The following is a 22,917-nucleotide window of genomic DNA, read 5'->3' as shown; positions in this document are numbered from 1 at the left end:
CCCGGTGAGGTCTCCGCCGGGCCCGCTTGACTCCATCCGGGCCACCACGTCACGGTCCCGCCCCACCCGACCTTGCCGAAGATTCCACAAATGACGCCTGGTTTTACCGTTATCCGCGACACCACGCCGGCGGCCGATATCCCCAAGGGAGCGGTCATTGCGATGGGCAATTTCGATGGCGTCCATCTCGGCCACCGCGCCGTTATTGCCGCCGCCCTCCAGATGGCACAGGTCCATGGCCGGCCGGCGCTGGCGCTGACGTTCGAGCCGCATCCGCGCAGCTTCTTCAGCCCCAACACCCCCCAGTTCCGGCTCACCGACGAAGCCGGAAAGCTACGGCTACTGGCCGGAACCGGACTGGCCGGCGCGGTCGTGATGGCCTTCGACAAGACCCGCGCCGGGACCACCGCGCAGGATTTCATTCACCATGACCTGGTCGAGCGGCTCGGAATCAGCGGTATCGCGGTCGGCTACGACTTTCACTTCGGCAAGGGGCGCGTGGGCTCGCCAAGCCTGCTGGTCGGCGAAGCGCCGCGGCTCGGTATCGAGGTCGACGTGCAGCCCCATATCGACATCGACGAACGGCCGGTTTCCTCCAGCGCGATCCGCATGGCCTTGGCGGAAGGGCAGATCGCGGACACCACCGCCATGCTCGGCGGTCCCTGGTTCGTCACAGGCCAGGTGATCCACGGCGAGAAACGCGGCCGCGATCTCGGCTATCCGACCGCCAACATCCGCCTCGACAGGAATTGCGGCCTCAAGCACGGTATCTACGCGGTGCGGGTCGGCCGCGGCGCCCAGCGTTTCGACGGCGTCGCCAGCTTCGGCCGCCGTCCCACCTTCGACAATGGCGCGCCGCTATTGGAGGTCTTCCTGTTCGATTTCAACGGCGACCTCTATGGGGCGGCGCTGGATGTGGCTTTCATCGCTTTCATCCGCGACGAGCTGAAATTCGACGGTGTCGAGGCGCTGGTGCGCCAGATGGACGACGACAGCGCAAGGGCCCGCGCGGCGCTCGCCGCCGCGCCCGGGGCGTTTCCGAAATTGGGATGACGTCCCCTGCCCGGCGGGGCTTTGCGATTTTCCCGGTTGACTGCTAAGGAATGCCGCATGTTCGCGCGGCGCACCATCAGCATTAGTGGCCCGGCTTCCGCCTGAGTTTCAGCTCAGCGCAAGACCGGGTTCTCCTAATTCATCCGCGATTGAATCGCGTTTCAGCGCCCTTCGAGCAAAACCAGAGCATTCATGTCCGAGAAGCCGCAAAAGTCCGACGTTACCGACTATTCCAAAACCCTGTTCCTGCCGCAGACGGAATTTCCGATGCGCGCCGGCCTGCCGCAGCGTGAGCCGGAAATCCTCAAGCGCTGGAACGAGATCGGCCTCTACGATCGCTTGCGCGAGAACGCAAAGGGCCGCGCCAAATTCGTGCTGCATGACGGGCCGCCTTACGCCAACGGCAACATCCATATCGGCCACGCGCTCAACAAGATCCTCAAGGACGTGGTGACCAAGAGCCAGCAGATGCTTGGCTTCGATTCCAACTACGTGCCGGGCTGGGACTGCCATGGCCTGCCGATCGAATGGAAGATCGAGGAAGAGAACTACCGCTCCAAGGGCAAGCCAAAGCCGGATTTCAGGGATTCCGCGGCGATGGTCGCGTTCCGGAAGGAATGCCGCGCCTATGCCGGGCACTGGCTCGACGTGCAGCGCGAGGAATTCAAGCGGCTCGGCATCATCGGCGACTGGGACCATCCCTACGCCACCATGGATTATTTCGCCGAGGCCCAGATCGCGCGCGAGCTGATGAAATTCGCCGCCAACGGCACGCTCTATCGCGGCTCCAAGCCGGTGATGTGGAGCGTGGTGGAAAAGACCGCGTTGGCGGAAGCCGAGGTCGAGTACGAGGATTACACGAGCGATACGGTGTGGGTGAAGTTTCCGGTTGCGCAAGTCGAACTCGCATCCGGAAAAGACTCTTCGGCGGCGATCGTTCAGGCTGTGAGCGATGCAAGCATCGTGATCTGGACGACGACGCCCTGGACGCTGCCGGGCAACCGCGCCATCAGCTTTTCGCCGAAGATTGCCTACGGTCTTTATCGCGTCACCGAGTCGCCCGCGGACAATTGGGCAAAAACCGGCGATCTCCTGATCCTGGCCGACACGCTGGCCGAAGCGGTGTTCAAGCAGGCGCGGGTGACGGCCTATGAAAAAGTCGGCGCGGTGCCGGCGGCCGTACTCGCCACCATGGAATGTGCGCATCCGCTCGCGGGCTATTCCGGCGGTTATGAATTCAGGGTGCCTTTACTCGAAGGCGACCACGTCACCGACGACACCGGTACCGGCTTCGTCCACACCGCGCCGGGTCACGGCCGCGAGGACTTCGACGTCTGGATGGCGAATGCGCGCGAACTGGAGTCGCATGGCATCAATACCATCATCCCCTACACCGTCGACGAGAACGGCGCCTTCACCGATCAGGCGCCGGGCTTCACCGGAAAACGCGTCATCAACGACAAGGGCGAAAAGGGCGACGCCAACGAGGCCGTGATCAAGGCCTTGATCGAGGCCGGCATGCTATTGGCGCGCGGCCGGCTCAAGCATCAATACCCGCATTCGTGGCGCTCCAAGAAGCCGGTGATCTTCCGCAACACGCCGCAATGGTTCATCGCGATGGACAAGGATATTGCCGATCACGGCAGTGCCAAGCCCGGCGACACCCTGCGCGACCGCGCGCTGCATGCGATCTCCATCACCCAGTGGGTGCCGGAATCCGGCGAGAACCGTATCAACGGCATGATCGACTCTAAGCCCGATTGGGTGATCTCGCGCCAGCGCGCCTGGGGCGTGCCAATCGCGGTGTTCGTGCGCGAGAAGGGCGACGGCTCCGCCGAAATCCTGCAGGACGAAGCCGTCAACAAGCGCATCGCGGATGCCTTCGAAAAAGAAGGCGCCGACGCCTGGTACATGGACGGCGCCCGCGCGCGGTTTCTCGGGGCGCGCGGCAACGAGGAATGGAAGAAGGTCGACGATATCTGCGACGTCTGGTTCGATTCAGGATCGACGCATGCGTTCGTGCTGGAAGACCCCGCGCACTTTCCGGGCCTCGCCGGCATCAAGCGCAAGGTCGATGGCGGCGACGACACCGTGATGTATCTGGAGGGTTCCGACCAGCACCGCGGCTGGTTCCAGTCGTCGCTTTTGGAAAGCTGCGGCACCCGCGGCCGCGCGCCGTTCGACGTGGTGCTGACCCACGGCTTCACGCTCGATGAGAACGGCCGCAAGATGTCGAAGTCGATCGGCAACACCGTCGAGCCGCAAAAGGTCATCGCGCAATCCGGCGCCGATATCCTGCGGCTATGGGTCTGCGCGACCGATTACGCCGACGACCAGCGCATCGGCCCGGAAATCCTCAAGAACACCATCGAGACCTACCGCAAGCTGCGCAACTCGATCCGCTGGATGCTCGGCACGCTGCATCACTTCAGGCCGCAGGACGCGATCGCGTTCGCCGCGATGCCGGAACTAGAGCGGCTGATGCTGCATCAGCTCGCAGGCCACGCCACGATCGTGCGCAAGGCCTATGCCGAGTTCGACTACAAGACCGTGGTTGCGAGTCTTTCGGCGTTCATGAACACCGAACTGTCGGCGCTCTATTTCGATATCCGAAAGGACACGCTGTATTGCGATCCGCCGTCATCGCCGGCGCGCAAAGCCGCGCTCACCGCCATCGACAGGATGTGCGACGCGATCCTGAAATGGCTGGCGCCGGTGCTTTCGTTCACCGCGGATGAAGCGTGGCGGATGTACCGGCCGGACGCAGAGCCCTCGGTGCATCTGACATTGTTTCCGGAAGGGTTCGACAATTTCCGCGACGACGCGCTGGCTGCGAAATGGGAGATTATCCGCAATGTCCGCCGCGTCGTCACCGGCGCGCTGGAAGTCGAGCGCGCCGCCAAGCGGATCGGCTCGTCGCTGGAAGCCTCGCCGCTGGTCTACGTCGCGGACAGGAAGATTTTCGACACGCTGTTCGATGTCGACCTGGCCGAGGTCTGCATCACCTCGAATGCGATGGCGACTAACGAGGAAGCTCCGGCCGGCGCCTTCCGGCTGAACGAGGTGCCCGGCGTCGCCGTCGTGGTCGAAAAAGCCGTCGGCACCAAGTGCGCGCGATCGTGGAAAATTTCCGGCGATGTCGGCAGCGATCCCGAGTACCCCGACGTGTCGCCGCGCGACGCGCAGGCGCTGCGCGAATGGAAAGCGCTGGGAGTAACGGTCTAAGATTGTCGTCCCCGCGAAGGCGGGGACCCATAACCACGTCCGGGATAGACAAGAACGATGAGCGAACAGCTTTCAAAACTGCAACGGCACGGCGGCGCGATGAACGCTATTGCGCTCACGCTGGAGGTCCCGGCGTCCGCCGGGACGACGGCGTGTCCTGGATCGGCCGGCGCGCCATGAACCCTCGTTTGCGTCCCGGCGTGATCGCCGCTCTGGCCGTGCTTGTGCTCGACCAGCTCTCGAAACTCTGGCTGCTGCGGGTGCTCGACATCGGCCACCGCGGCGCGGTGCGGGTCACGCCGTTCTTCGACCTGGTGCTGGCCTTGAATCCCGGGATCAGCTTCGGCTGGTTTCAGAACGACAGCCCGGTCGCCCAGATCGTCCTGATGGCCGTCAAGGCGGCCGCAGTGATCGTGCTGGCGGTCTGGATGGCCTGGTCGCGAACCCTGCTGGCCACCGTCGGGCTCGGCCTGATCATCGGCGGCGCCGTTGGCAATGCCATCGACCGCTTTGCCTATGGCGCGGTGGTCGATTTCGCCCTGTTCCACCTCCAGATCGGCGAAAATACCTACAATTGGTACGTGTTTAACCTTGCCGACGTGGCGATTGTTGCCGGGGTAGCGGCCCTGTTGTATGATTCCTTCCTAGGGGTACCCGCCGCAAAAGCGCCCTGATCCCGGCGGATACGACCCTCGTGGGGTTTCGCCCCAAGCGGCGGCCCCTCGCGGAAAATTTGAACGGGAACAGCACGATGCGCGAGACCAAAGCCGGTGGCTGGATGGAATTGAATGCGTCGAGCGCGCTGACGCGCAGCGTACGGCTCGCCGTCGTCGCCCTGGGTATCGGCCTGGTAATGGCGGCCGGCGCCGCGCGCGCCCAGGACGATGAGGATGACGACCGGACGTTCGAGGAGAAGATCATCGGGAAAATCATGACCGGCCTCGGCGGCACCACGATGGAAAACCCCGGCATCGATTATCGCGAGCGGTCTCCGCTGGTGGTGCCTCCCAGGATCGATCTGCCGCCGCCCGTCAACGCGTCGGCCGAACCGAAGATTGCGAACTGGCCGAAAGACCCCGATGAAGCGCGGCGCAAAGCCGCGATTGCGCGCCGAAAGAAAGAAAACAAGGATCCGATCGAAGCCGCCCGGCCGCTGTCGCCGAGCGAACTCAACGCTGGCCGGACTTCGGCTCCCGCGCGCACCAACAACGATCCGGTCGAGCCTGGCGTTTCCAACAATCCGCTCCTCAGCCCGTCGCAGCTCGGTTTTGACGGCAAAGTCACCTCCTTCTTCCATGGCAACGCATCGGAGTCGGCGCCGTTCAAGGGTGAGCCGACCCGCGAGTCGCTCACCCAGCCGCCGGCCGGATACCAGACCCCGTCACCGAATTTCGCCTACGGCACCGGGCCGAAGGAATCGCTGAACAACAAGAAATACGATCCGGCTTCCGGCCAGCCGGTCGAATAGTTTCGTCCGTCTCTCAGCTTCGTGACGCTCTCGAACAGCCCCGCGGTGTACGATGCCGCGGTGTCACGCCGAAGCGCTACTGTTCAACCGGCATGCGCGCCAGACAGGTCATGATGTCCCCAGCCCGCTTCGCCGTAGCTCTCGCCGCCCCGATCCTGCTGACGTTGGCGACCTCCGCAAGCAGCGTTTGCGCCCAGACCACCGTCACTTCGCAGCGTCCGGCCGAGTTTACGCTTTCCAACGGCCTGCACGTCGTGGTGATTCCGGATCACCGGACTCCCGTCGTCACGCAGATGGTCTGGTACAAGGTTGGCTCCGCCGACGAGACGCCCGGCAAATCGGGGCTCGCGCACTTCCTCGAACACCTGATGTTCAAGGGAACCAGCAAACATCCATTCGGTGAATTTTCCAAGATCGTCCGCAAGATCGGCGGCGAGGAAAACGCGTTTACCTCCTACGACTACACCGGCTATTTCGAGCGCGTGCCGCGCGAGCAGCTCGCCAGCATGATGGATTTCGAGGCCGATCGCATGACCGGCCTCGTTCTAAAGGACGAAAACGTGCTGTCGGAGCGCGATGTCGTGCTTGAAGAATACAACATGAGGACCGCCAACAGTCCGGAAGCACGGCTGACCGAGCAGATCATGGCGGCGCTGTATCTCAATCATCCCTATGGCCGCCCGGTGATCGGCTGGCACCAGGAAATCGAGAAGCTCAACCGCGAAGACGCGCTGGCGTTCTACAGGCGCTTCTATGCCCCGAACAACGCGACGCTGGTAATCGCCGGCGACGTCGACGCCGGTGAGGTCCGCCAGATGGCCGAGCAGACCTTCGGCCAAGTCGCGGCGCAGCCGGCGATCTCCGCGCAGCGCCTTCGTCCGCAGGAGCCGACGCCGGCCGCCTCCCGCACCGTCACGCTGGCCGACGCCAGGGTGGAGCAACCCGGCATGCGGCGCTATTATCTGGTTCCGTCCGCCGCCACGGCCGCCGCCGGGGAAAGCCCGGCACTCGACGTGCTCGCGCAATTGATGGGCAGCGGCAGCAATTCCTATCTGTATCGCGCGCTGGTGATCGACCGGCCGCTCGCGGTAAACGCCAGCGCCGGATACCAGAGCAGTTCGCTCGACCCGACGCAGTTCGTGATCTCGGTAGAGCCGAAACCCGGCGTCGAGTTCGCGCAAATCGAGCAGGTCGTCGACGGCGTGATATCGGATATCGGACAAAATACCGTGCGCGCGGAGGATCTCGAGCGCGTCAAGACCCAGCTCATCGCCGGGGCGATCTACGCCCAGGACAACCAGGCGACGCTGGCGCGCTGGTATGGCACGGCACTCACCACCGGCCTCGGCATCGATGACATCAGAACCTGGCCGGACCGGATCCGCGCCGTCACCGCCGAACAGGTCCGCGAAGCCGCGCAAAAATGGCTCGACAAGAAACGCTCGGTGACCGGCTATTTGATCAAGGATACCACGCCGAAACGCGAGGAGAAGCGTTCGTGATGTGTCACCGCAATCGCAAGAATGGCTCCAGGCCTTTTCTCAACGCTGGCGCGCCGCGCCTGGCGTCGATGTTCGCTGCCTGCCTGGCGCTGATGGCGCTGGCGTCGACGCCTTCCGACGCCGCGACGAAAATCCAGCGTCTGGTTTCACCCGGCGGGATCGAAGCCTGGTTCGTGCAGGACGCTACCGTTCCGCTGATTGCGATGGAGTATGCCTTCGGCGGCGGCGCGACCCAGGACCCCGCCGACAAACCCGGCGTCGGCAATATGGTTGCCGATCTGCTCGATGAAGGTTCGGGCGACCTCGATTCCAAGACGTTCCACGAGCGTCTCGATCGCCGCGCCATCGAATTGAGCTTCAGTTCGACGCGAGACCATTTCCGCGGCTCGCTGCGCATGCTCAGGGACAACAAGGACGAGGCGTTCGACCTGCTCCGGACGTCGCTGACATCGCCGCGCTTCGAGAGCACCGATGTCGAACGCATTCGCACCCAGCTCATGTCCGGTTTGCGCACCGACAGCTCCAATCCGAGCGCGCTTGCCGGACGCAAATTCCTGCAAGTCGCCTTTGGCGATCATCCCTACGGCCGGTCAGCCAACGGTACCCTGGAGAGCGTTCCGACGATCAATGTCGCCGATCTCAAGGACTACGTCCGCCGCGTGCTGGCCAAGGATACGCTGCGGATCGCCGTGGTCGGCGATGTCGACGCAACCACGCTCGGCAAACTGCTCGACCGTACCTTCGGAGGCTTGCCCGAAAAGGCCAGCCTCACGCCGGTCGCCGACGTCGAGGCCGCCAAACCGCCGCAGCGCGCGTTTATTCCGCTCGATGTGCCGCAGACCGTGGTGACGTTCGGCGGCCCCGGCATCCGGCGCCACGACCCGGATTTCATGGCCGGTTACGTGCTGAACCAGATCCTGGGCGGCAGCGGGTTGTCATCCCGGCTCTATCACGAAGTCCGCGAGAAACGCGGTCTGGCTTATTCGATCTATGAAGCGCTGCTGTGGATGGACCACTCCGCGTTGTTCGTCGGCAATACCGGGACCCGCGCCGACCGCGCCGGCGAAACCGTCGAGGCCATCGACAAGGAAGTCCGCCGCATCGCCGAGGACGGCCCGACCCAGCAGGAACTGGACGAAGCCAAGTCCTATCTCAAGGGCTCGCAGATGCTGGCGCTGGATACGTCATCGAAGCTCGCCTCGGCGCTGCTGCAATACCAGCTCGACAAGCTTCCCATCGATTACATCGAGAAGCGCAACGCCATCGTCGACGCCGTGACCCTCGACGATGCGAAGAACGCCGCCAGGCGGCTATGGGGGCAAGGCCTTATCACCGTGATCGTCGGCCGCGCCCCGCAAGCGGCCGTCCAGCCCGCCGCCGCGACGCCGCCCGCGCCCACGGCGAACTGAGGCACCTTTCCAGCTTTTCCACAACCACGGTCGTCATCCTGAGGGCGCGCCCTTCGCGCGCGTCTCGAAGGATGTGCTACACATCCCGTCACCCTTCGAGGCTCGCCAAGTGGCTCGCACCTCAGGATGACGTTCTTGCGCCTCTTCCGGTGACCCATGCTGCGGATCTCCCGCGACCTCACGATCGACGAGAATGACATCGAGATCAGTTTCGTCCGCGCCTCCGGCCCGGGCGGGCAGAACGTCAACAAGCTTTCGACCGCCGCGCAACTGCGCTTCGACACCAGGCGCGTCGTGCTGGCGGCCGACGTCGCGGCGCGGCTCGGCCGGCTGGCGGGAAGCCGCATGACCAAGGACGGCGTGATCGTGATCCATGCGCAGCGTTTCCGCACCCAGGAGCGCAACCGTGCCGACGCGCTGGACCGGCTGCTCGAATTGCTGCGCGAAGCGGCGACGCGCCCGACGCCCCGCCGCGCCACAAGACCGACGCTGGCCTCGAAAAAGCGCCGGCTCGAAGGCAAAAAGCGCCGAGGCGACATCAAGGCCCGGCGCGGTTCGGGCGGTTATGACGATTGAGGCGACGTGAACAACGGGGAGAGGTCGGAAGCTGCCCTCCCGCCCGCCGGCAAAAGCCTCTAAATTGCGCTTCCACACCAGCGAGTCTCCAATCCAATGCCGGTCCGCCAGCTCCCCGAACAGGTCGTCAACCGCATCGCCGCCGGCGAAGTGGTCGAGCGTCCGGCGAGCGTGGTCAAGGAACTGGTGGAAAACGCCATCGATGCCGGCGCCAGCCGGATCGATATCTTCACCGACGGCGGCGGGCGGCGCCGGATCGGCATCACCGACGATGGCGGCGGCATGACCTGCGACGATCTTGCGCTGGCGGTGGATCGCCATGCCACGTCCAAGCTCGACGACGAGGACCTGTTGCGAATTCGCACGCTGGGGTTTCGCGGCGAGGCGCTGCCCTCGATCGGCGCGGTGGCGAAACTCGGCATCACCACCCGCCACGCCGGCGAGCCGCATGCCTGGTCGCTGTCGGTCGAAGGCGGCGAGAAATCCGGCATCATGCCGGCGGCGCTGAGCCAGGGCACCCGCGTCGAGGTCAGCGATCTCTTCTATGCGACGCCGGCGCGCCTGAAATTCCTCAAGACCGACCGCACCGAGGCCGAAGCGATCCGTGAGGTGGTGCGCCGGCTTGCGATGGCGCGGCCGGAAGTTGCCTTCACGCTGGCCGGCGAGGAACGCGCGCCGGTCACCTGGGCCGCCGCGTTGCCCGGCGCCGCCGGCCGGCTGACTCGGCTCGGCGACATCTTGGGCGCAGACTTTCGCGCCAGCGCGATCGAAGTCCGCGCCGAGCGCGAGGGCGTGGTGGTCGAGGGTTTTGCTGCCGCACCCTCGCTGACCCGCGCCAATGCGCTCGGGCAATACCTGTTCGTCAACGGCCGACCCGTGCGCGACAAATTGATTCTCGGCGCGGTGCGCGCGGCCTACTCCGACTATCTGCCGCGCGACCGCCATCCGGTGGTGGCGCTGTTCGTCACGCTCGATCCGGAAGGCGTCGATGCCAACGTGCATCCGGCCAAGACCGAGGTGCGCTTCCGCAATGCGGGCCTGGTCCGGGCGCTGATCGTGCATGCGTTGAAAGAGGGTCTTGCCCGCGAAGGCAAGCGCACCGCGGCCAATAGCGACGGTGCTGCCATTGCCTCGTTCCGCCCGTCATTCGCCCCGCGCGGCAATTGGGATTGGCGGCGCTCACCGGCCTATCCTGCCGGACCGTTATCGTCATTCGATGGCTCGGCGGCGACGGCGTTTGCCGAACCTGGTCAGGCCGCGTTCGACGTCGGCGCGCCGACCGCCGATGTGCGTTTTCAGGAAACACCCTCGGCGGACCTGCTCGATCGTCCGCTGGGTGCTGCACGGACGCAAATTCACCAGACCTATATCGTCTCGCAGACCCGCGACGGATTGATCGTGGTCGACCAGCACGCCGCGCATGAGCGTATCGTCTACGAGAGACTGAAGGCTTCGCTGGCGCGCAATGGCGTGCAGCGGCAGATGCTGTTGATTCCCGAGATCGTCGAACTCGATGAAGCAACGGTAGAGCGGCTGATGGCGCGGGCCGAAGAACTGGCCTCGTTCGGGCTCGCCATCGAATCCTTCGGCCCCGGTGCGGTGGCGGTGCGCGAGATGCCGTCGCTGCTCGGCAAGACCGACGCCGCGTCGCTGTTGCGCGATCTCGCCGAGCACATGGCGGAATGGGACGAGGCATTGCCGCTGGAGCGGCGTTTGATGCATGTCGCCGCCACCATGGCCTGCCACGGCTCGGTCCGCGCCGGGCGCATCCTCAAGCCGGAAGAAATGAACGCGCTGCTCCGCGAGATGGAAGACACGCCGAACTCCGGCCAGTGCAACCACGGCCGGCCGACCTACGTGGAATTGAAGCTGGCAGATATCGAGAAGCTGTTCGGGCGGAGATAAGACGACGCGCTTCGGGCATGACGAGCTAGAGTGGCGCAATCACCCGCAAGAACACAAACTCTGTGTCGTCATAGACGCGCCGCTCCAGTTCCTCAAAACCCTCCGGCGCCACAAATTCCGCAGCCTTGTGTTCTTCCACCACCAGCAACGCGCCTGATGTCAGCCAGCCGCCGTCGCGCAACGAGGCCAGCGATTTCTCGGCGAGTTTCATCCGATAGGGCGGATCGAGAAACACCAGCGAGAACGGCTCGACGGGGTGCGCCGGACCGAGATGGGTGGCGTCGCGGCGGTAGACCTTGGTGACCCCGCCCAGGCCCAGCGCCTCGACATTATTGCGCAACAGCGCACGCGCCTCGGCGCCGTTGTCGACGAACAGCGCAAACGCCGCCCCGCGCGAAACTGCCTCGATGCCGAGCGCCCCGGTGCCGGCGAACAGGTCGAGCACGCGCGCCTCGACGATGGGATCGTCATAGGCGTGGACCAGGATATTGAACAGCGACTCGCGCAGGCGATCGGCGGTGGGACGGATGTCGCGCGACGTCGGCGAAGCCAGGTTGCGGCCCTTCAATCGTCCGCCGACGACGCGCATTATCGAGAACACACGAATAGGAAGGTGCGCTCCCTTCCCCCTTGTGGGGTCGAGACGAGCAAAGCTCGCTCTGAAGGGTTGGGGAAGGGGGTGCCACACCCACCGACCTCTCGTGAAACACCCCCCTCCCTAACCCTCCCCCACAAGGGGGGAGGGAAAAGGAAGATTGATCGTGTACACGATGAATCCATCGCGAAGTCTCTTACTCGTCCCGCGGCTTCAGGTCGCGCTTGCCGTGATAGCCGCGCTGCGGGCGACGCGGCGGGCCGTAGCCGTTGGCCTCGGCTTCGTTGCGCGCGCGGGCTTCGTCGCTGCCGGTGCGCTGAACCAGGATGCGGCGGCCCTTGCGGTCGGCAATCAGGCCGCTCTTGCCGGCCGGCTTGAACGGCTTTTTGCCGTCCGGCGCGGCGGCCTCTTCATCCCCGGATTTTTCCTGAGTCTCGCCCTGCATCGGCCGGTTGAAATCCGCGCCCGCCAGCAAGGCAATCTTTTCGCCGAGTTGCTCGCGCAGCACGCGGGTCTTGACCTCCTCGACCTCGCCTTCGGCGAGTTCGCCCAATTGAAACGGACCATAGGACACCCGGATCAGCCGGTTCACCTCAAGACCGAGATGCGCCATCACGTTGCGGACTTCGCGGTTCTTGCCCTCGCGGATCGCAAATACCAGCCAGACATTGGCACCCTGGTCGCGCTCCAGCGTGGCGTCGATCGGGCCATATTTGACGCCGTCGACCTCGACGCCCTTTTTCAGTTCATCGAGCTGCGCCTGCGTGACTTCGCCATGGGCGCGGACGCGATAGCGCCGCAGCCAGCCGGTGTCGGGCAATTCGAGCGCGCGCGCCAGGCCCCCGTCATTGGTCAGCAGCAACAGGCCCTCGGTGTTGAAATCGAGCCGGCCGATCGAGATCAGCCGCGGCAGGCCTTCCGGCAAGTTGTCGAACACCGTCGGCCGCCCTTCCGGGTCGGCATGGGTGGTCATCAACCCGCGCGGCTTGTGGAACATGAACAGGCGCGTGCGCTCGCGCGGCGGCAACGGCTTGCCGTCGACCGATATGACGTCGTTGGCGGTGACATCGAGCGCCGGCGAATTGATTACGCGGCCGTTGACCGTGACGCGGCCCTGCACGATCCATTGCTCGGCATCGCGGCGCGAGGCCAGCCCTGCCCGCGACACCACCTTGGCGATGCGTTCGCCGGATTTCTTTTCGCGTGGAGGCCGCGGCGGACGGCGCTCGTCGGGCTGGCGTTCGCGATAGGCGCCGCGGCCGCCGAACGCCGGACGCTTGGCGAAAACCTTGGCATCGTCCTCGTTGTCGCGGCGCGGGCGTTCGTCCCGCGAGGTGCTGCGCGGATGCTCCTGCCACGAATGGCGATCCTCGCGGGGACGTTCGAATTTCGGACGGTCGCTGCTTTCGCGCGTCCGCTCGAACGTTGACCGTTCACGGAACGGACGGTCTCCCTGCGGACGATCTTGTTGGGGACGATCTTCGCGCGGGCGCGAGAAACGGGGACGATCATCGCCGCCGCGGTCCTCACGCGGTTTGTCATAGCGCGGCTTGTCGAAGCGCGGCTTGTCGAAATTTCTCGCGCCATCGCGCGACGGTCGCGAATTGCGGCCGGCGTGGTCGGGGGAACTTGCGTCGCGCTTGTGCCATGGTTTTGAATCGCTGCGATCTGGTCCGCGTTCGGGACGGCTGCCGAAATCCTTGCGCGGCCCACGGTCAGGCGCGCCGCGCGAAAACTTCCTGTCGCCGCCGAACTTCCTATCGCCCTGCGGACGGTCGCCATAGGGCCGATCGCGTTGCGGACGATCGGCGAAAGGCCGATCGCCGCGGGGACGATCACCTTCCTTGCGGAAGCCTTCGCCGCGCGGCGTGTAAGGTCGCTTCTCACCACCGCCGTCACGCGGCGTATAGGGTCGCTTGTCGCCGAACTTCTTGTCCTGGAATCGTCCCGCGGGGCGCCCGTCGGAGCGCGGCGCGCGGTCTTCGCGGTTGAAGTTCGGGCGGTCACCGCGTGGAGCATAGGCGCGCTTCTCGCCTTCGCCGCGGGACGGACGATCGGCAAACGGCCGGTCGCTGCGGGGACGGTCATCCCGGTTGAAGCGTGGCGGACGCGGCGCGTCACCATAATCACGGCGCGGAGCGTCGCCATCGCGGCGCGGCGGCGGACCCTCGCGTTTGCCGGCATACGGTTTGCCGGAACCCGAATAGGGCTTCTTGCCGTAAGACTTGGCACCGTCGGATTTGCCGGCATAAGGGCGCCGCTCGCCGTCGCTTTTGCCTTCAAAGCCGCGCTTGGCGAACTTCTTCTCGGGTCCACGGGCAGCGCCGGAGCGGCCCTTGCCGCCAGATGGCCGATCGCGGCGGCCGCGGGAATCGTTGTTTTTATCGTTATCGCGGGGCATTAAGGGGCTCGCTGGTGTCGACGGAATGACGATCAGGCTGATGTGGATGGGCTGTCATAGCGATAACGCGCGCGCTCTTGGCTCAAGGCGCATTCTCACGCAAAATCGGAATCCACTTTTGCTGAAGACGCATCTACTAGCAGGTTTCTTCCGATGATACGAGGCATGACTGCCCCTTCCTTCATGGATTTGGCGCTGAAAACGGCGGAAAACGCCGGCAAATCGGGCGAAGTTCCGATCGGATGCGTGATTGTGCGAGATTACGAGGTGATCGCGACCGCCGGCAACCGCACCCTCACCGACTGCGACCCGACCGCGCATTGCGAAATACTGGCCATCCGGCAGGCCGCCAAGGCCATTGGGACCGAGCGGCTGGTCGATTGCGACCTCTATGTCACGCTGGAGCCGTGCACGATGTGCGCCGCCGCGATCTCGTTTGCGCGCATCCGCCGGCTGTATTACGGCGCCGCCGATCCCAAGGGCGGCGCGGTGGATTCCGGCGTGCGGTTCTTCGCATCGAAGACCTGTCATCACGCACCGGAGGTTTATTCAGCCGTCGGCGAAACCGAGGCGGCGACGCTGCTGCGGGAATTTTTCAAGGCGAGGCGCTGAAGCTCCTCATCCTGAGGAGCCCGCGCTTGCGGGCGTCTCGAAGGATGGCGCAGACTCTCCTTCGAAACGCATCGCTTCGCGATGCTCCTCAGGATGAGGGCTGAGCTCTCTTCGCCTACCCCGCCGCAAAAAATTCCTTCAGCGCCTTCGCCGTGCCGTCCGGATCTTCCTCGGGCAGGAAATGCCCGGAATTGACCGGTGCGCCCACGACATTGGTCGCCCACGTCTTCCAGGTGTCGAGCGGCGTGGCCGCGGCGCTGGCGATGCCGGCATCGCCCCACAGCGCCAGCATCGGGATCGTGATCTTCTTGCCCGCATCGTGATCCGCCTTGTCGATCTCGAAATCGGCATAGGCCCCGGCGCGGTAATCCTCGCACATCGCATGCACCCGGGAAGGATCGCGGAATGGCGCGAGGTAATGCTCCAGCGCGCGCGGATCGAGCGCGCTGAGGTTCTTCGACTTGGTCTGGCTCGCCATCTTCTGCCTGAGAAAAAACTCAGGGTTGCCGCCGATCAGCGTTTCCGGCAGCGGAAACGGCTGCGCCAGAAAGCTCCAGTGATAAATCTTCAGCGCGTAGAGGCGATCCATCTTCTGCCAGTAATCGTAGGTCGGCAGAATATCCAGCACCGCAAGCCGCGACAGCCGGCCGGGATGATCGAGCGCAAGCCGATAGGCGACGCGTCCGCCGCGGTCATGCCCGGCGAGCGCAAAATGCACATGGCCGAGTTGCTCCATCGCTTCCACCATCGTCTTCGCCATCGCGCGCTTGGTGTAGGGCGTATGATACCTGTCGCTTTCCGGCATGTCCGACCAGCCATAGCCCGGCAGGTCGGCGATGATCAGCGTGAACCTGTCCGCCAGTTGCGGCGCCACCTTGTGCCACATCACATGGGTCGACGAAAAACCGTGCAGCAGCAGCAGCGGCGGACCCTTGCCGCCGACGCGGGCGAAAATCCGTCCCGCAGTGGTATTGATCCATTTGGAAGCATAGCCGGGATAGAGGTCGGCGAGATCGGGCACGGATTGCACTCCTTCGCGGCGGAGCCCGACGCCGTCCTTTCAAGCCGGGGAACGGCGAGGGCTCGTGCTTTAAACTTTGTTTGTCGTTGCCGCTGGCTCGCTGCAGATATATGCCATCCCCCAAGCCCGACCAACAAGAACCACAGCGAGGAAACCTGCCATGTCGATCGATTTCGAAGTCCCGGCCGAGGCCAAGGCGATCCGCGAGAAAGTCCGCAAATGGGTGCAGGAAGAGTGCATCCTCGCGGAGAAGGAACTGGACACCAAGCCGTTCGACGAAGTCCTGGCCAAGCTGCGCGCCAAGGCGCGCGCGCAAGGATTATGGTGCCCGTTCATCCCCAAGGAATATGGCGGCATGGGCCTCGGTCCGCTCGCCAACGCGCTGGTGCAGATGGAGCTCGGCGAAAGCTCGCTCGGCGCGCTGTCGATGAACACCCAAGGGCCGGACGACGCCTCGATGATGACGATCATGGCGCACGGCACCGACTACCAGAAAGAGAAGTTCCTCAAGCCGCTGCTGAACGGCGACAAGCGCATTTGCTTTTCGATGACGGAAAAGGCCTCGGGCGCCGACGCCACCGGCATGCAGACCCGCGCCGACAAGGACGGCAACGCCAACTACATCCTAAATGGCGAGAAGTGGTTTTCCTCATCCGCCAGCGTCGCCGACATGGCGCTGGTGATGGCCAAGACCGATCCCGATGCGCCGCGCCACAAGCAGTTCTCGACCTTCATCGTCGAATTGCCGAACCCCGGCTACCGGATCAAGCGCAACGTCAAGAACATGGCGATCGAGGGTGAGCATTACGACGAGATCCACGGCGGCCATTCCGAGATCGAGATCAAGGATCTCAAGGTGCCCGCGGAAAATCTGCTCGGCGGCGAAGGCAACGGCTTCAACATGGGCCAGCACCGCCTCGCTTACGGCCGGCTGCGCCACGGCATGCACAACATCGCCAAGGCCCAGCGCGCGCTCGACATGGCGACCAAGCGCGTGACCGAACGGTCGACCTTCGGGGTACTGCTGGCCGACCGCCAGGCCGTGCAGTTCATGCTCGCCGAATGCGCCAGTCAGCTCTACATCGGGCGGCTGATGCTGCTGCACATCGCCTACAAGGCGGAAAAAGGCATGGACCTGACCCAGGAGAATTCGATCGCCAAGGTGTACCTGGCTCACATGGTGCACAAGGTGATCGACACCGCGATCCAGCTGCACGGCGCGCTCGGCTACAGCCAGGATACCATCCTGGCCAAATGGTACACCCAGGTCCGCTCGCAGCGGCTGGTCGACGGCCCCGATGAAGTGCACAAATGGAAAGTCGGCCGCAACGTCATCAAGGCGTTCAGAAAGCACGGCACCACCGCAAGCGCTGCGGGCGGCGATTTGCTGTAATTCTGGTCATTGCGAGGAGCCACCGGGTCGCGCGAACGCACCGCCCGTTGGCTCGCAATGACGGAAACGAAACACAACGTTACGTCTGTTTCTCCCGCGCCACCGCCTGCCAGCCGATGTCGCGCCGGCAAAAGCCCTCCGGCCATCGAATCCGATCCACCGCCTGGTAGGCGTGCCGCTGCGCCTCGGTGACGGTCTTGCCTGACGCGCAGACGTTGAGCACGCGGCCGCCGTTGGCCAGAATATGCCCGTCCTTCGCGATCGTGCCGGCGTGGAAGATTTCCGCGCCCTCGACCTCTGCGGCATCATCCAGTCCCTCGATGCGGGTGCCCCTGGCGTAGTCGCCGGGATAACCCCTGGCCGCCATCACCACCGTGAGGGCTGGTTCCGGAAACCAGCGCAGATCGAAGTTCTTCAGCTGCCCGTCGCATGAGGCCAGCAATGCCGGCACGATGTCCGACATCATCCGCAGCATCAGCACCTGGCATTCCGGATCGCCGAAGCGGACGTTGTATTCGAACAGTTTCGGCCCCTCGGCCGTCAGCATCACGCCGGCATAGAGCACGCCGTGAAACGGCGTGCCGCGGGCCTTCATGCCGGCCACGGTAGGAAGGATGATCTTCGCCATGATCTCGCCGTGGATTTCCGGCGTCACGAACGGCGTCGGCGAATAGGCGCCCATGCCGCCGGTGTTCGGCCCCTTGTCATGATCGAACACGCGCTTGTGGTCCTGCGCCGAGGCCAGCGCGATTGCGGTCTCGCCGTCGGACAGCGCGAAGAAACTGATCTCGCGGCCCGACAGAAATTCCTCGATCACCACTTCGGCGCCCGCTGCCCCAAACGCGCCGTCGAACATCATGGCGATGGCGTCTTCGGCCTCGCGCGGGGTCATCGCTACGACGACACCCTTGCCGGCGGCGAGCCCATCGGCCTTGACCACGATCGGTGCGCCCCGCTTGCGGACATAGGCGATTGCGTCGCCGGCGTTGGTGAAACGGCCGTAGGCGCCGGTTGGAATGCCGAACTCGGTACAGAGCGCCTTGGTGAACCCCTTGGAGCCCTCCAACCGGGCCGCCTGCTTGCCGGGACCGAACGCCTTGACGCCGGCGGCGGCGAGATCGTCGACGATCCCGGCCGCCAGCGGGGTCTCCGGGCCGACCACGACCAAATCCACCGCGTTGATTTTGCAGAAATCGATCACCGCGGCATGGTCGGCGATATCGAGCGCCACGCATTCGGCTTCCCGTGCGATACCGGCATTACCCGGGGCGCACCACAGCCTCGTCAGCAGCGGCGAAGCGGCGATCTTCCATGCCAGCGCGTGTTCGCGGCCGCCGGAACCGAGCAGAAGGATATGCATCAGGAAGCCAATGAGGTCTGCGGAACCGAAGTCGGTCGCATGAGTCTCCCTCTCGCCGCAAGAGGAAGATTCTCTTCGTTCCGGAATGACGGCAGCGTCAGGGCTGCCGCGCCGAGGCTGCGATGATTTCCTGCAGCGTCGCGACGTGGCGGGCGAAGGCGCCGCGCCCCGCCGCCGTCGCGGTCACCGTGGTCTGCGGCTTCTTGCCGACAAAGGCCTTGTCGACCGCGACATAACCGGCCCGCGCCAGCGTTTCGATATGCGCGCCGAGATTGCCGTCGGTGGCGTCGGTCAACTTCTTCAGGCGGGAGAATTCCAGCCCATTGCCTGAAGGCAGCGCGTTCAGTGCCGCCATGATCTTCAGCCGCAAGGGCTGGTGGATGATGTCGTCGAGTTCCGCCATCGGTCAGCTCCGGCGCATCCAGAGGCCGCCCAGGATCAGCCCACCGCCGTTGACGAAGGCCATCCACAGGTCGAACTCGCCGATCAGGAAATAACCGGCCAGCGTTAGCGCGATAATGCCGAGGCCGATCGCCACGAACGCACGCCCGACCCACAGGCCGGCGACGGTGTAGATCAGCATGAAATAGATCGGCCAGAACGTTCCCATCTGCCGCGGCCCGAAATGCCCGAGCCTGCCGCAGAACATTCCGAATGCGATGAACAGCAGGAACGCGGCGAGCATCCGGTAGTCCAACGTGCGAACGCCGGTCCGCAGCCGGTTGGACACGCTGATGGCGATCGATCCTGCGATCCCTGCGAGATAGACCGCGACCCACGCATAGCCCGCGCTGCGCGGTGACAGCCAGGTTACCAGGTAGCCCGCGAAGGTCAGCGCCCCCCACAGGATCAGCATAAGGCTGGCCAGATGGTAGATCGTCGATTGGCGAACCCGGCGCGCGATCTCGTTGATATCGGACAGCGCCGAGGCGGCTTCCCTGGGATCGATCGACGTCATGATGCACTCCCTGCTTTGACCAGGTCATCCGCGATCACTGAAGGAGGCGATGCCGAAGCCGCGACGCTGGTCGAGCGACGGCGGTTGCGCGCAGCGCCAATGGTGCGCATGACGGCGTACCCGATCAGGAACATCACGGCCTTGCTGGCGATGCCATAGATCGACATCGTCGCCGACCAGGTCACCACGCTGAAATTGAGCGCCACGACCAGGTTCAGCGCTGCGGAAAAAAACATCAGACCCGACCATGCATAGCCCAAAATGACCGCGATATCCGGCACCAGTTCGAGCGCGATCGGCGGCAGATAGCGGTTCATCCATCCCCGCTTCAGCATCACGACGCCGACGATGAGATAGATCACGCTCGGCTTGATCATCACGAAGCGCGGATCGTTGGTGATCAGCGTGACGGTGCCTGCGCCCAGCACCAGAAACAGGCTCATCCACTGCATGGTGTCGATCGGCTTGCGGCGTGCGAGTTGCCAGCCGATCTGGGCTGCGCCCAAGGCCATGCCGAGCACGACCGACAACGCGACATTATGGGTCAGCAGAAAAAGCATCAGGAAAAACAGCGTCGCAGCCATGTCGAGAAGCAACAGCCTGCCGGCTTCAAGCAGGTTCCTCATCGGATTCTCCAGGCGTTGTTGCAATCGGTCATGAGTTCAGGGCTGCTGTGGCGACGTCGGCGGCGATGATGGATATGGCGGCTGGGTCGCTCACGATACCCATGTGATTGACGCCGGCGACCAGCTTCACGTCGACCGACGGCTTCACGCCACGCACCGCCTCGGCGTAATTGCCCGCAAGCATCAACTCGTCATCCGCGCCCGAAAAGATCGTAAGCGGCCTGGTCGCGCCTGCGAGATCGCGGCGGAAGTCCGGATGATTGGCAAAATTGCGCATCAGCCGGTCGGTATAGGTCTGCACCAGAACCTTCTCGGAATTCGGCGGCACCGCGAACGCCAGCACCGGCAGCGCCTCGCAGCAACGGATCCCGACGGCGCGCAACGCCAGCAGTCCGAGGATGCGCGGAATATCGGCGCTCGCCCAGCCGCCGGAATCCGGCCGGTTGGTCGGGGCGGCATAGCCGAGATAGGGCGCCAGCAGCACGGTACGCGCGAACAATCCTTGAATCGGCGAAGCGGCGACACGCAGCGCGAAGCCGCCGCCGGAGGAATGTCCCACCAGCGTCAGGGGCGCCGTCGGAACCGTCTTGCGGACCACCGCGATGAAATCGGCGAGATCGTCCTCGAGCTGGCCGACATAGGCGATATCGCCCCGAGTCCCGGAGGCACCATGGCCGCGAATATCCACCGCAAAGGTTTCGACGCCATGCGCCGCCAAGGCTCCTGATAATGCGTGGATCGTGGTTCCGCTGGAGCCCGACGAGCCGTGAATCACAACGGCCACCCGTCCTGTGGCGGGGCTGCCGGCGGGATAGTGCCGGTACGCCAGTTCGGTGCCGTCGCGGGCCTGAAATCGCTCGATAACCGGCAACGCGCTGAAATCGACCGATTTGCGGGCCTGCGAAATCGAGGCCAGTTCCGGCGGCTGCCGCACCGGCCAGGCGATCAGTCCCGCCAGCACCACTGCGATGAAACCGCTGGCGGCAAGGCCCCAGACAATGGCCTTGAAGCCGCCTGACACTAATGTCGCGACCATGATGACTCCTCTGTTCGTCCATGAAATTCTATTTTTATAGATTACTCTATACTATAGAGTACTTTGCTTTGCAAGCGCCGATTTGCGGGCACGGCCGAAAACCCTACCTTGCGTGCGAGCCTCAAAAGCCCGATTCGATTGAGTGAGATGACCGCAGCCGAAGCCCTGATCAACGCGCCGGAATTCACGGTGTCCGAACTGTCCTCCGCCCTGAAACGGACGGTGGAGGACGCCTACGGGCATGTCCGGGTGCGCGGCGAGATCTCGGGTTTTCGCGGGGCGCACTCTTCCGGGCACTGTTACTTCGCGCTCAAGGACGAGAACGCCAAGATCGAGGCGGTGATCTGGAAGGGCGTCCATGGCCGGATGCGGTTCAAGCCGCAGGAAGGCCTTGAGGTCATCGCCACCGGCAGGCTCACGACCTACCCCGGTTCGTCGAAATACCAGATCGTGATCGAGGCGCTCGAGCCCGCCGGGGTCGGCGCGCTGATGGCGCTGATGGAAGAGCGCAAGCGCAAGCTTGCTGCCGAAGGGCTGTTCGACGAAGCCCGCAAGCAGCTTTTGCCGTGGCTGCCGGAAGTGATCGGCGTCGTCACCTCGCCGACCGGCGCTGTGATCCGCGACATCCTGCATCGATTGCAGGACCGTTTTCCGCGCCGCGTGCTGGTGTGGCCGGTGCGGGTGCAGGGCGAAGGTTCGGCCGAACAGATTGCGGCGGCGATCCGCGGCTTCAATGCGCTACCCGAGGGCGGCAGAATTCCTCGGCCGGATCTGTTGATCGTCGCCCGCGGCGGCGGCTCTCTGGAAGACCTCTGGTCGTTCAACGAGGAGATCGTGATCCGCGCCGCCGCCGACAGCATGATCCCGCTAATCTCGGCGGTCGGTCACGAGACCGACATCACGCTGATCGATTTTGCCGCCGACAAGCGCGCGCCGACGCCTACGGCCGCCGCGGAAATGGCAGTGCCGGTGCGGGCCGAATTGTTCGTCGAGGTTTCGACCTTTGCAAGACGGGTGCTGGTATGCTGGCAGCGCGGCCAGGAGGGCCGCCGCAACGAATTGCGCGCCGCGGCGCGCGCACTGCCCGCCGCCGGCGAGTTGCTGGCGATCCCGCGCCAGCGGCTGGATGGCGCCGCCAGTTCGCTGCCCCGCGCCTTGAAGGCCAACACCCACGCCCATTTCCGCCGCTTCGCCAGCGCCGGCGCGCGATTGACCTTGCGGGTGCTGCGGGCGCAGGTCGCCCAGGCCAACCAGCGGCTGACCGCGTCGGGCGAAAGGATGGCGCATGCCGCGGGCGCGCTGTTGCGCCATCGCAGGGACCGCTACGCCGGACTTGCGATCAGGCTGAAGACCTCAAAACTCTCCAACGCCAATGCGCAGCGCCAGGCCATTTTGCGCGACCGCGAATGCGCGCTGCGGCTGGCCGAGCGGGCGCGGCGGGCATTGTCGACCCTGATGCAGCGTCAGCAGGCACGCGTGGGACACAGCGGCCAATTGCTGGCGGCGCTGTCGTATCGCGGTGTTCTCGCGCGCGGTTTCGCACTGGTGCGCGATGAGCAGGGGTTCGCGGTGCGCGCTGCAGCCGCGATCGGACCCGGCGCGCGGCTCAACCTGGAATTTGCCGATGGACGGGTCGCGGCCACCGCGGATGCGGACCGGGCTGCGGCGGTCCACGCAGCCAAACCGGTAGCCGGCGAACCAAAACCCGCCGCGCCCAAGCGCACCGTCAAACCGGCCGGCCAAGGCAGCTTGTTTTAAGGCAGTCTGTTCTAAGTCA

The 22,917-nt window shown here is 64.7% G+C and carries 19 protein-coding genes; 11 read left to right on the top strand and 8 right to left on the bottom strand.

The genetic code is table 11. The features are described 5' to 3' along the window. The first annotated feature begins 90 nt into the window (after positions 1-90). From E7813_RS14190 to mutL, 8 genes are all read left to right on the top strand, one after another. A complete protein-coding gene (locus E7813_RS14190; protein WP_291574938.1) occupies positions 91-1,053 on the top strand; it encodes a bifunctional riboflavin kinase/FAD synthetase in 963 nt (320 codons plus the stop codon). Positions 1,054-1,245: 192 nt separating this feature from the next. Continuing rightward, positions 1,246-4,278 carry an isoleucine--tRNA ligase gene (gene ileS / locus E7813_RS14185; RefSeq protein ID WP_291574937.1) on the top strand — a complete coding sequence of 1,011 codons (3,033 nt, stop codon included), beginning with the start codon at positions 1,246-1,248 and terminating at the stop codon, positions 4,276-4,278. Positions 4,279-4,454: 176 nt separating this feature from the next. Continuing rightward, on the top strand, positions 4,455-4,952 hold the full coding sequence (gene lspA, locus E7813_RS14180; protein WP_291574953.1) for a signal peptidase II: 498 nt from the start codon (positions 4,455-4,457) through the stop codon (positions 4,950-4,952). A gap of 77 nt (positions 4,953-5,029) precedes the next feature. Continuing rightward, positions 5,030-5,746 carry a hypothetical protein gene (locus E7813_RS14175; protein WP_291574936.1) on the top strand — a complete coding sequence of 239 codons (717 nt, stop codon included), beginning with the start codon at positions 5,030-5,032 and terminating at the stop codon, positions 5,744-5,746. A gap of 110 nt (positions 5,747-5,856) precedes the next feature. Continuing rightward, positions 5,857-7,248 carry a pitrilysin family protein gene (locus E7813_RS14170; RefSeq protein ID WP_291574935.1) on the top strand — a complete coding sequence of 464 codons (1,392 nt, stop codon included), beginning with the start codon at positions 5,857-5,859 and terminating at the stop codon, positions 7,246-7,248. Positions 7,249-7,316: 68 nt separating this feature from the next. Further along, entirely contained in the window at positions 7,317-8,657 is a 1,341-nt protein-coding gene (locus E7813_RS14165; protein WP_291574934.1) for a pitrilysin family protein, read from the top strand. A gap of 156 nt (positions 8,658-8,813) precedes the next feature. Continuing rightward, positions 8,814-9,233 (top strand): alternative ribosome rescue aminoacyl-tRNA hydrolase ArfB, encoded by a 420-nt coding sequence (gene arfB, locus E7813_RS14160; protein WP_291574933.1) that lies wholly within the window; start codon positions 8,814-8,816, stop codon positions 9,231-9,233. A gap of 96 nt (positions 9,234-9,329) precedes the next feature. Continuing rightward, the gene (gene mutL, locus E7813_RS14155; protein WP_291574932.1) at positions 9,330-11,138 is read left to right on the top strand and encodes a DNA mismatch repair endonuclease MutL; all 1,809 of its coding nucleotides are present in this window, start codon (positions 9,330-9,332) and stop codon (positions 11,136-11,138) included. A 25-nt stretch (positions 11,139-11,163) separates the two neighbouring features. On the opposite strand, the gene rsmD is transcribed toward mutL, so the two are convergent. Together rsmD and E7813_RS14145 are read right to left on the bottom strand one after the other, a co-directional pair. After that, positions 11,164-11,727: a 16S rRNA (guanine(966)-N(2))-methyltransferase RsmD gene (gene rsmD, locus E7813_RS14150; protein ID WP_291574931.1), complete on the bottom strand. Its 564-nt coding sequence runs from the start codon at positions 11,725-11,727 to the stop codon at positions 11,164-11,166. A 202-nt stretch (positions 11,728-11,929) separates the two neighbouring features. After that, a complete protein-coding gene (locus E7813_RS14145) occupies positions 11,930-14,134 on the bottom strand; it encodes a pseudouridine synthase (protein WP_291574930.1) in 2,205 nt (734 codons plus the stop codon). A 165-nt stretch (positions 14,135-14,299) separates the two neighbouring features. On the opposite strand from E7813_RS14145, the gene E7813_RS14140 reads away from it, so the two are divergent. Then, positions 14,300-14,746: a nucleoside deaminase gene (locus E7813_RS14140; RefSeq protein ID WP_291574929.1), complete on the top strand. Its 447-nt coding sequence runs from the start codon at positions 14,300-14,302 to the stop codon at positions 14,744-14,746. A 115-nt stretch (positions 14,747-14,861) separates the two neighbouring features. Here the strand turns inward: E7813_RS14140 and E7813_RS14135 are convergent, their stop codons facing one another. Beyond that, positions 14,862-15,767, bottom strand: a complete 906-nt coding sequence (locus tag E7813_RS14135; RefSeq protein WP_291574928.1) for an alpha/beta hydrolase — start codon at positions 15,765-15,767, stop codon at positions 14,862-14,864. Positions 15,768-15,927: 160 nt separating this feature from the next. On the opposite strand from E7813_RS14135, the gene E7813_RS14130 reads away from it, so the two are divergent. Next, positions 15,928-17,160, top strand: a complete 1,233-nt coding sequence (locus E7813_RS14130) for an acyl-CoA dehydrogenase family protein (protein WP_291574927.1) — start codon at positions 15,928-15,930, stop codon at positions 17,158-17,160. 79 nt (positions 17,161-17,239) lie between these two features. Here E7813_RS14130 and purD read toward each other — a convergent pair whose 3' ends face one another. From purD to E7813_RS14105, 5 genes are all read right to left on the bottom strand, one after another. Continuing rightward, positions 17,240-18,520: a phosphoribosylamine--glycine ligase gene (gene purD / locus E7813_RS14125; protein ID WP_291574926.1), complete on the bottom strand. Its 1,281-nt coding sequence runs from the start codon at positions 18,518-18,520 to the stop codon at positions 17,240-17,242. 97 nt (positions 18,521-18,617) lie between these two features. Then, positions 18,618-18,923, bottom strand: a complete 306-nt coding sequence (locus tag E7813_RS14120; protein ID WP_291574925.1) for a transcriptional regulator — start codon at positions 18,921-18,923, stop codon at positions 18,618-18,620. A gap of 3 nt (positions 18,924-18,926) precedes the next feature. Then, on the bottom strand, positions 18,927-19,478 hold the full coding sequence (locus E7813_RS14115) for a hypothetical protein (protein ID WP_291574924.1): 552 nt from the start codon (positions 19,476-19,478) through the stop codon (positions 18,927-18,929). Next, positions 19,475-20,104 carry a septation protein IspZ gene (locus tag E7813_RS14110; RefSeq protein WP_291574923.1) on the bottom strand — a complete coding sequence of 210 codons (630 nt, stop codon included), beginning with the start codon at positions 20,102-20,104 and terminating at the stop codon, positions 19,475-19,477. The genes E7813_RS14115 and E7813_RS14110 overlap by 4 nt, the downstream gene beginning before the upstream one ends. 28 nt (positions 20,105-20,132) lie before the next feature. Further along, complete coding sequence (locus tag E7813_RS14105; protein WP_291574922.1) at positions 20,133-21,140, bottom strand: alpha/beta hydrolase; 1,008 nt, start codon at positions 21,138-21,140, stop codon at positions 20,133-20,135. 147 nt (positions 21,141-21,287) lie between these two features. Here E7813_RS14105 and xseA point away from each other — a divergent pair, with 147 nt between their 5' ends. Beyond that, positions 21,288-22,898, top strand: a complete 1,611-nt coding sequence (gene xseA / locus E7813_RS14100; RefSeq protein WP_291574920.1) for an exodeoxyribonuclease VII large subunit — start codon at positions 21,288-21,290, stop codon at positions 22,896-22,898. Positions 22,899-22,917 lie beyond the last annotated feature (19 nt).

It is taken from the genome of Bradyrhizobium sp. (assembly GCF_004799405.1).
Lineage (GTDB): Bacteria > Pseudomonadota > Alphaproteobacteria > Rhizobiales > Xanthobacteraceae > Bradyrhizobium.
This window is presented reverse-complemented; position numbering and strand designations above follow the sequence as displayed.

Excerpts from the sequence above, each read along its gene's own strand:
- E7813_RS14190 (WP_291574938.1), top strand. The coding sequence starts at position 91 with ATGACGCCTGGTTTTACCGTTATCCGCGACACCACGCCGGCGGCCGAT.
- ileS (WP_291574937.1), top strand. The coding sequence starts at position 1,246 with ATGTCCGAGAAGCCGCAAAAGTCCGACGTTACCGACTATTCCAAAACC.
- lspA (WP_291574953.1), top strand. The coding sequence starts at position 4,455 with ATGAACCCTCGTTTGCGTCCCGGCGTGATCGCCGCTCTGGCCGTGCTT.
- E7813_RS14175 (WP_291574936.1), top strand. The coding sequence starts at position 5,030 with ATGCGCGAGACCAAAGCCGGTGGCTGGATGGAATTGAATGCGTCGAGC.
- E7813_RS14170 (WP_291574935.1), top strand. The coding sequence starts at position 5,857 with ATGATGTCCCCAGCCCGCTTCGCCGTAGCTCTCGCCGCCCCGATCCTG.
- E7813_RS14165 (WP_291574934.1), top strand. The coding sequence starts at position 7,317 with ATGTTCGCTGCCTGCCTGGCGCTGATGGCGCTGGCGTCGACGCCTTCC.
- arfB (WP_291574933.1), top strand. The coding sequence starts at position 8,814 with ATGCTGCGGATCTCCCGCGACCTCACGATCGACGAGAATGACATCGAG.
- mutL (WP_291574932.1), top strand. The coding sequence starts at position 9,330 with ATGCCGGTCCGCCAGCTCCCCGAACAGGTCGTCAACCGCATCGCCGCC.
- rsmD (WP_291574931.1), bottom strand. The coding sequence starts at position 11,727 with ATGCGCGTCGTCGGCGGACGATTGAAGGGCCGCAACCTGGCTTCGCCG.
- E7813_RS14145 (WP_291574930.1), bottom strand. The coding sequence starts at position 14,134 with ATGCCCCGCGATAACGATAAAAACAACGATTCCCGCGGCCGCCGCGAT.
- E7813_RS14140 (WP_291574929.1), top strand. The coding sequence starts at position 14,300 with ATGACTGCCCCTTCCTTCATGGATTTGGCGCTGAAAACGGCGGAAAAC.
- E7813_RS14130 (WP_291574927.1), top strand. The coding sequence starts at position 15,928 with ATGTCGATCGATTTCGAAGTCCCGGCCGAGGCCAAGGCGATCCGCGAG.
- purD (WP_291574926.1), bottom strand. The coding sequence starts at position 18,520 with ATGCATATCCTTCTGCTCGGTTCCGGCGGCCGCGAACACGCGCTGGCA.
- E7813_RS14120 (WP_291574925.1), bottom strand. The coding sequence starts at position 18,923 with ATGGCGGAACTCGACGACATCATCCACCAGCCCTTGCGGCTGAAGATC.
- E7813_RS14115 (WP_291574924.1), bottom strand. The coding sequence starts at position 19,478 with ATGACGTCGATCGATCCCAGGGAAGCCGCCTCGGCGCTGTCCGATATC.
- E7813_RS14110 (WP_291574923.1), bottom strand. The coding sequence starts at position 20,104 with ATGAGGAACCTGCTTGAAGCCGGCAGGCTGTTGCTTCTCGACATGGCT.
- E7813_RS14105 (WP_291574922.1), bottom strand. The coding sequence starts at position 21,140 with ATGGTCGCGACATTAGTGTCAGGCGGCTTCAAGGCCATTGTCTGGGGC.
- xseA (WP_291574920.1), top strand. The coding sequence starts at position 21,288 with ATGACCGCAGCCGAAGCCCTGATCAACGCGCCGGAATTCACGGTGTCC.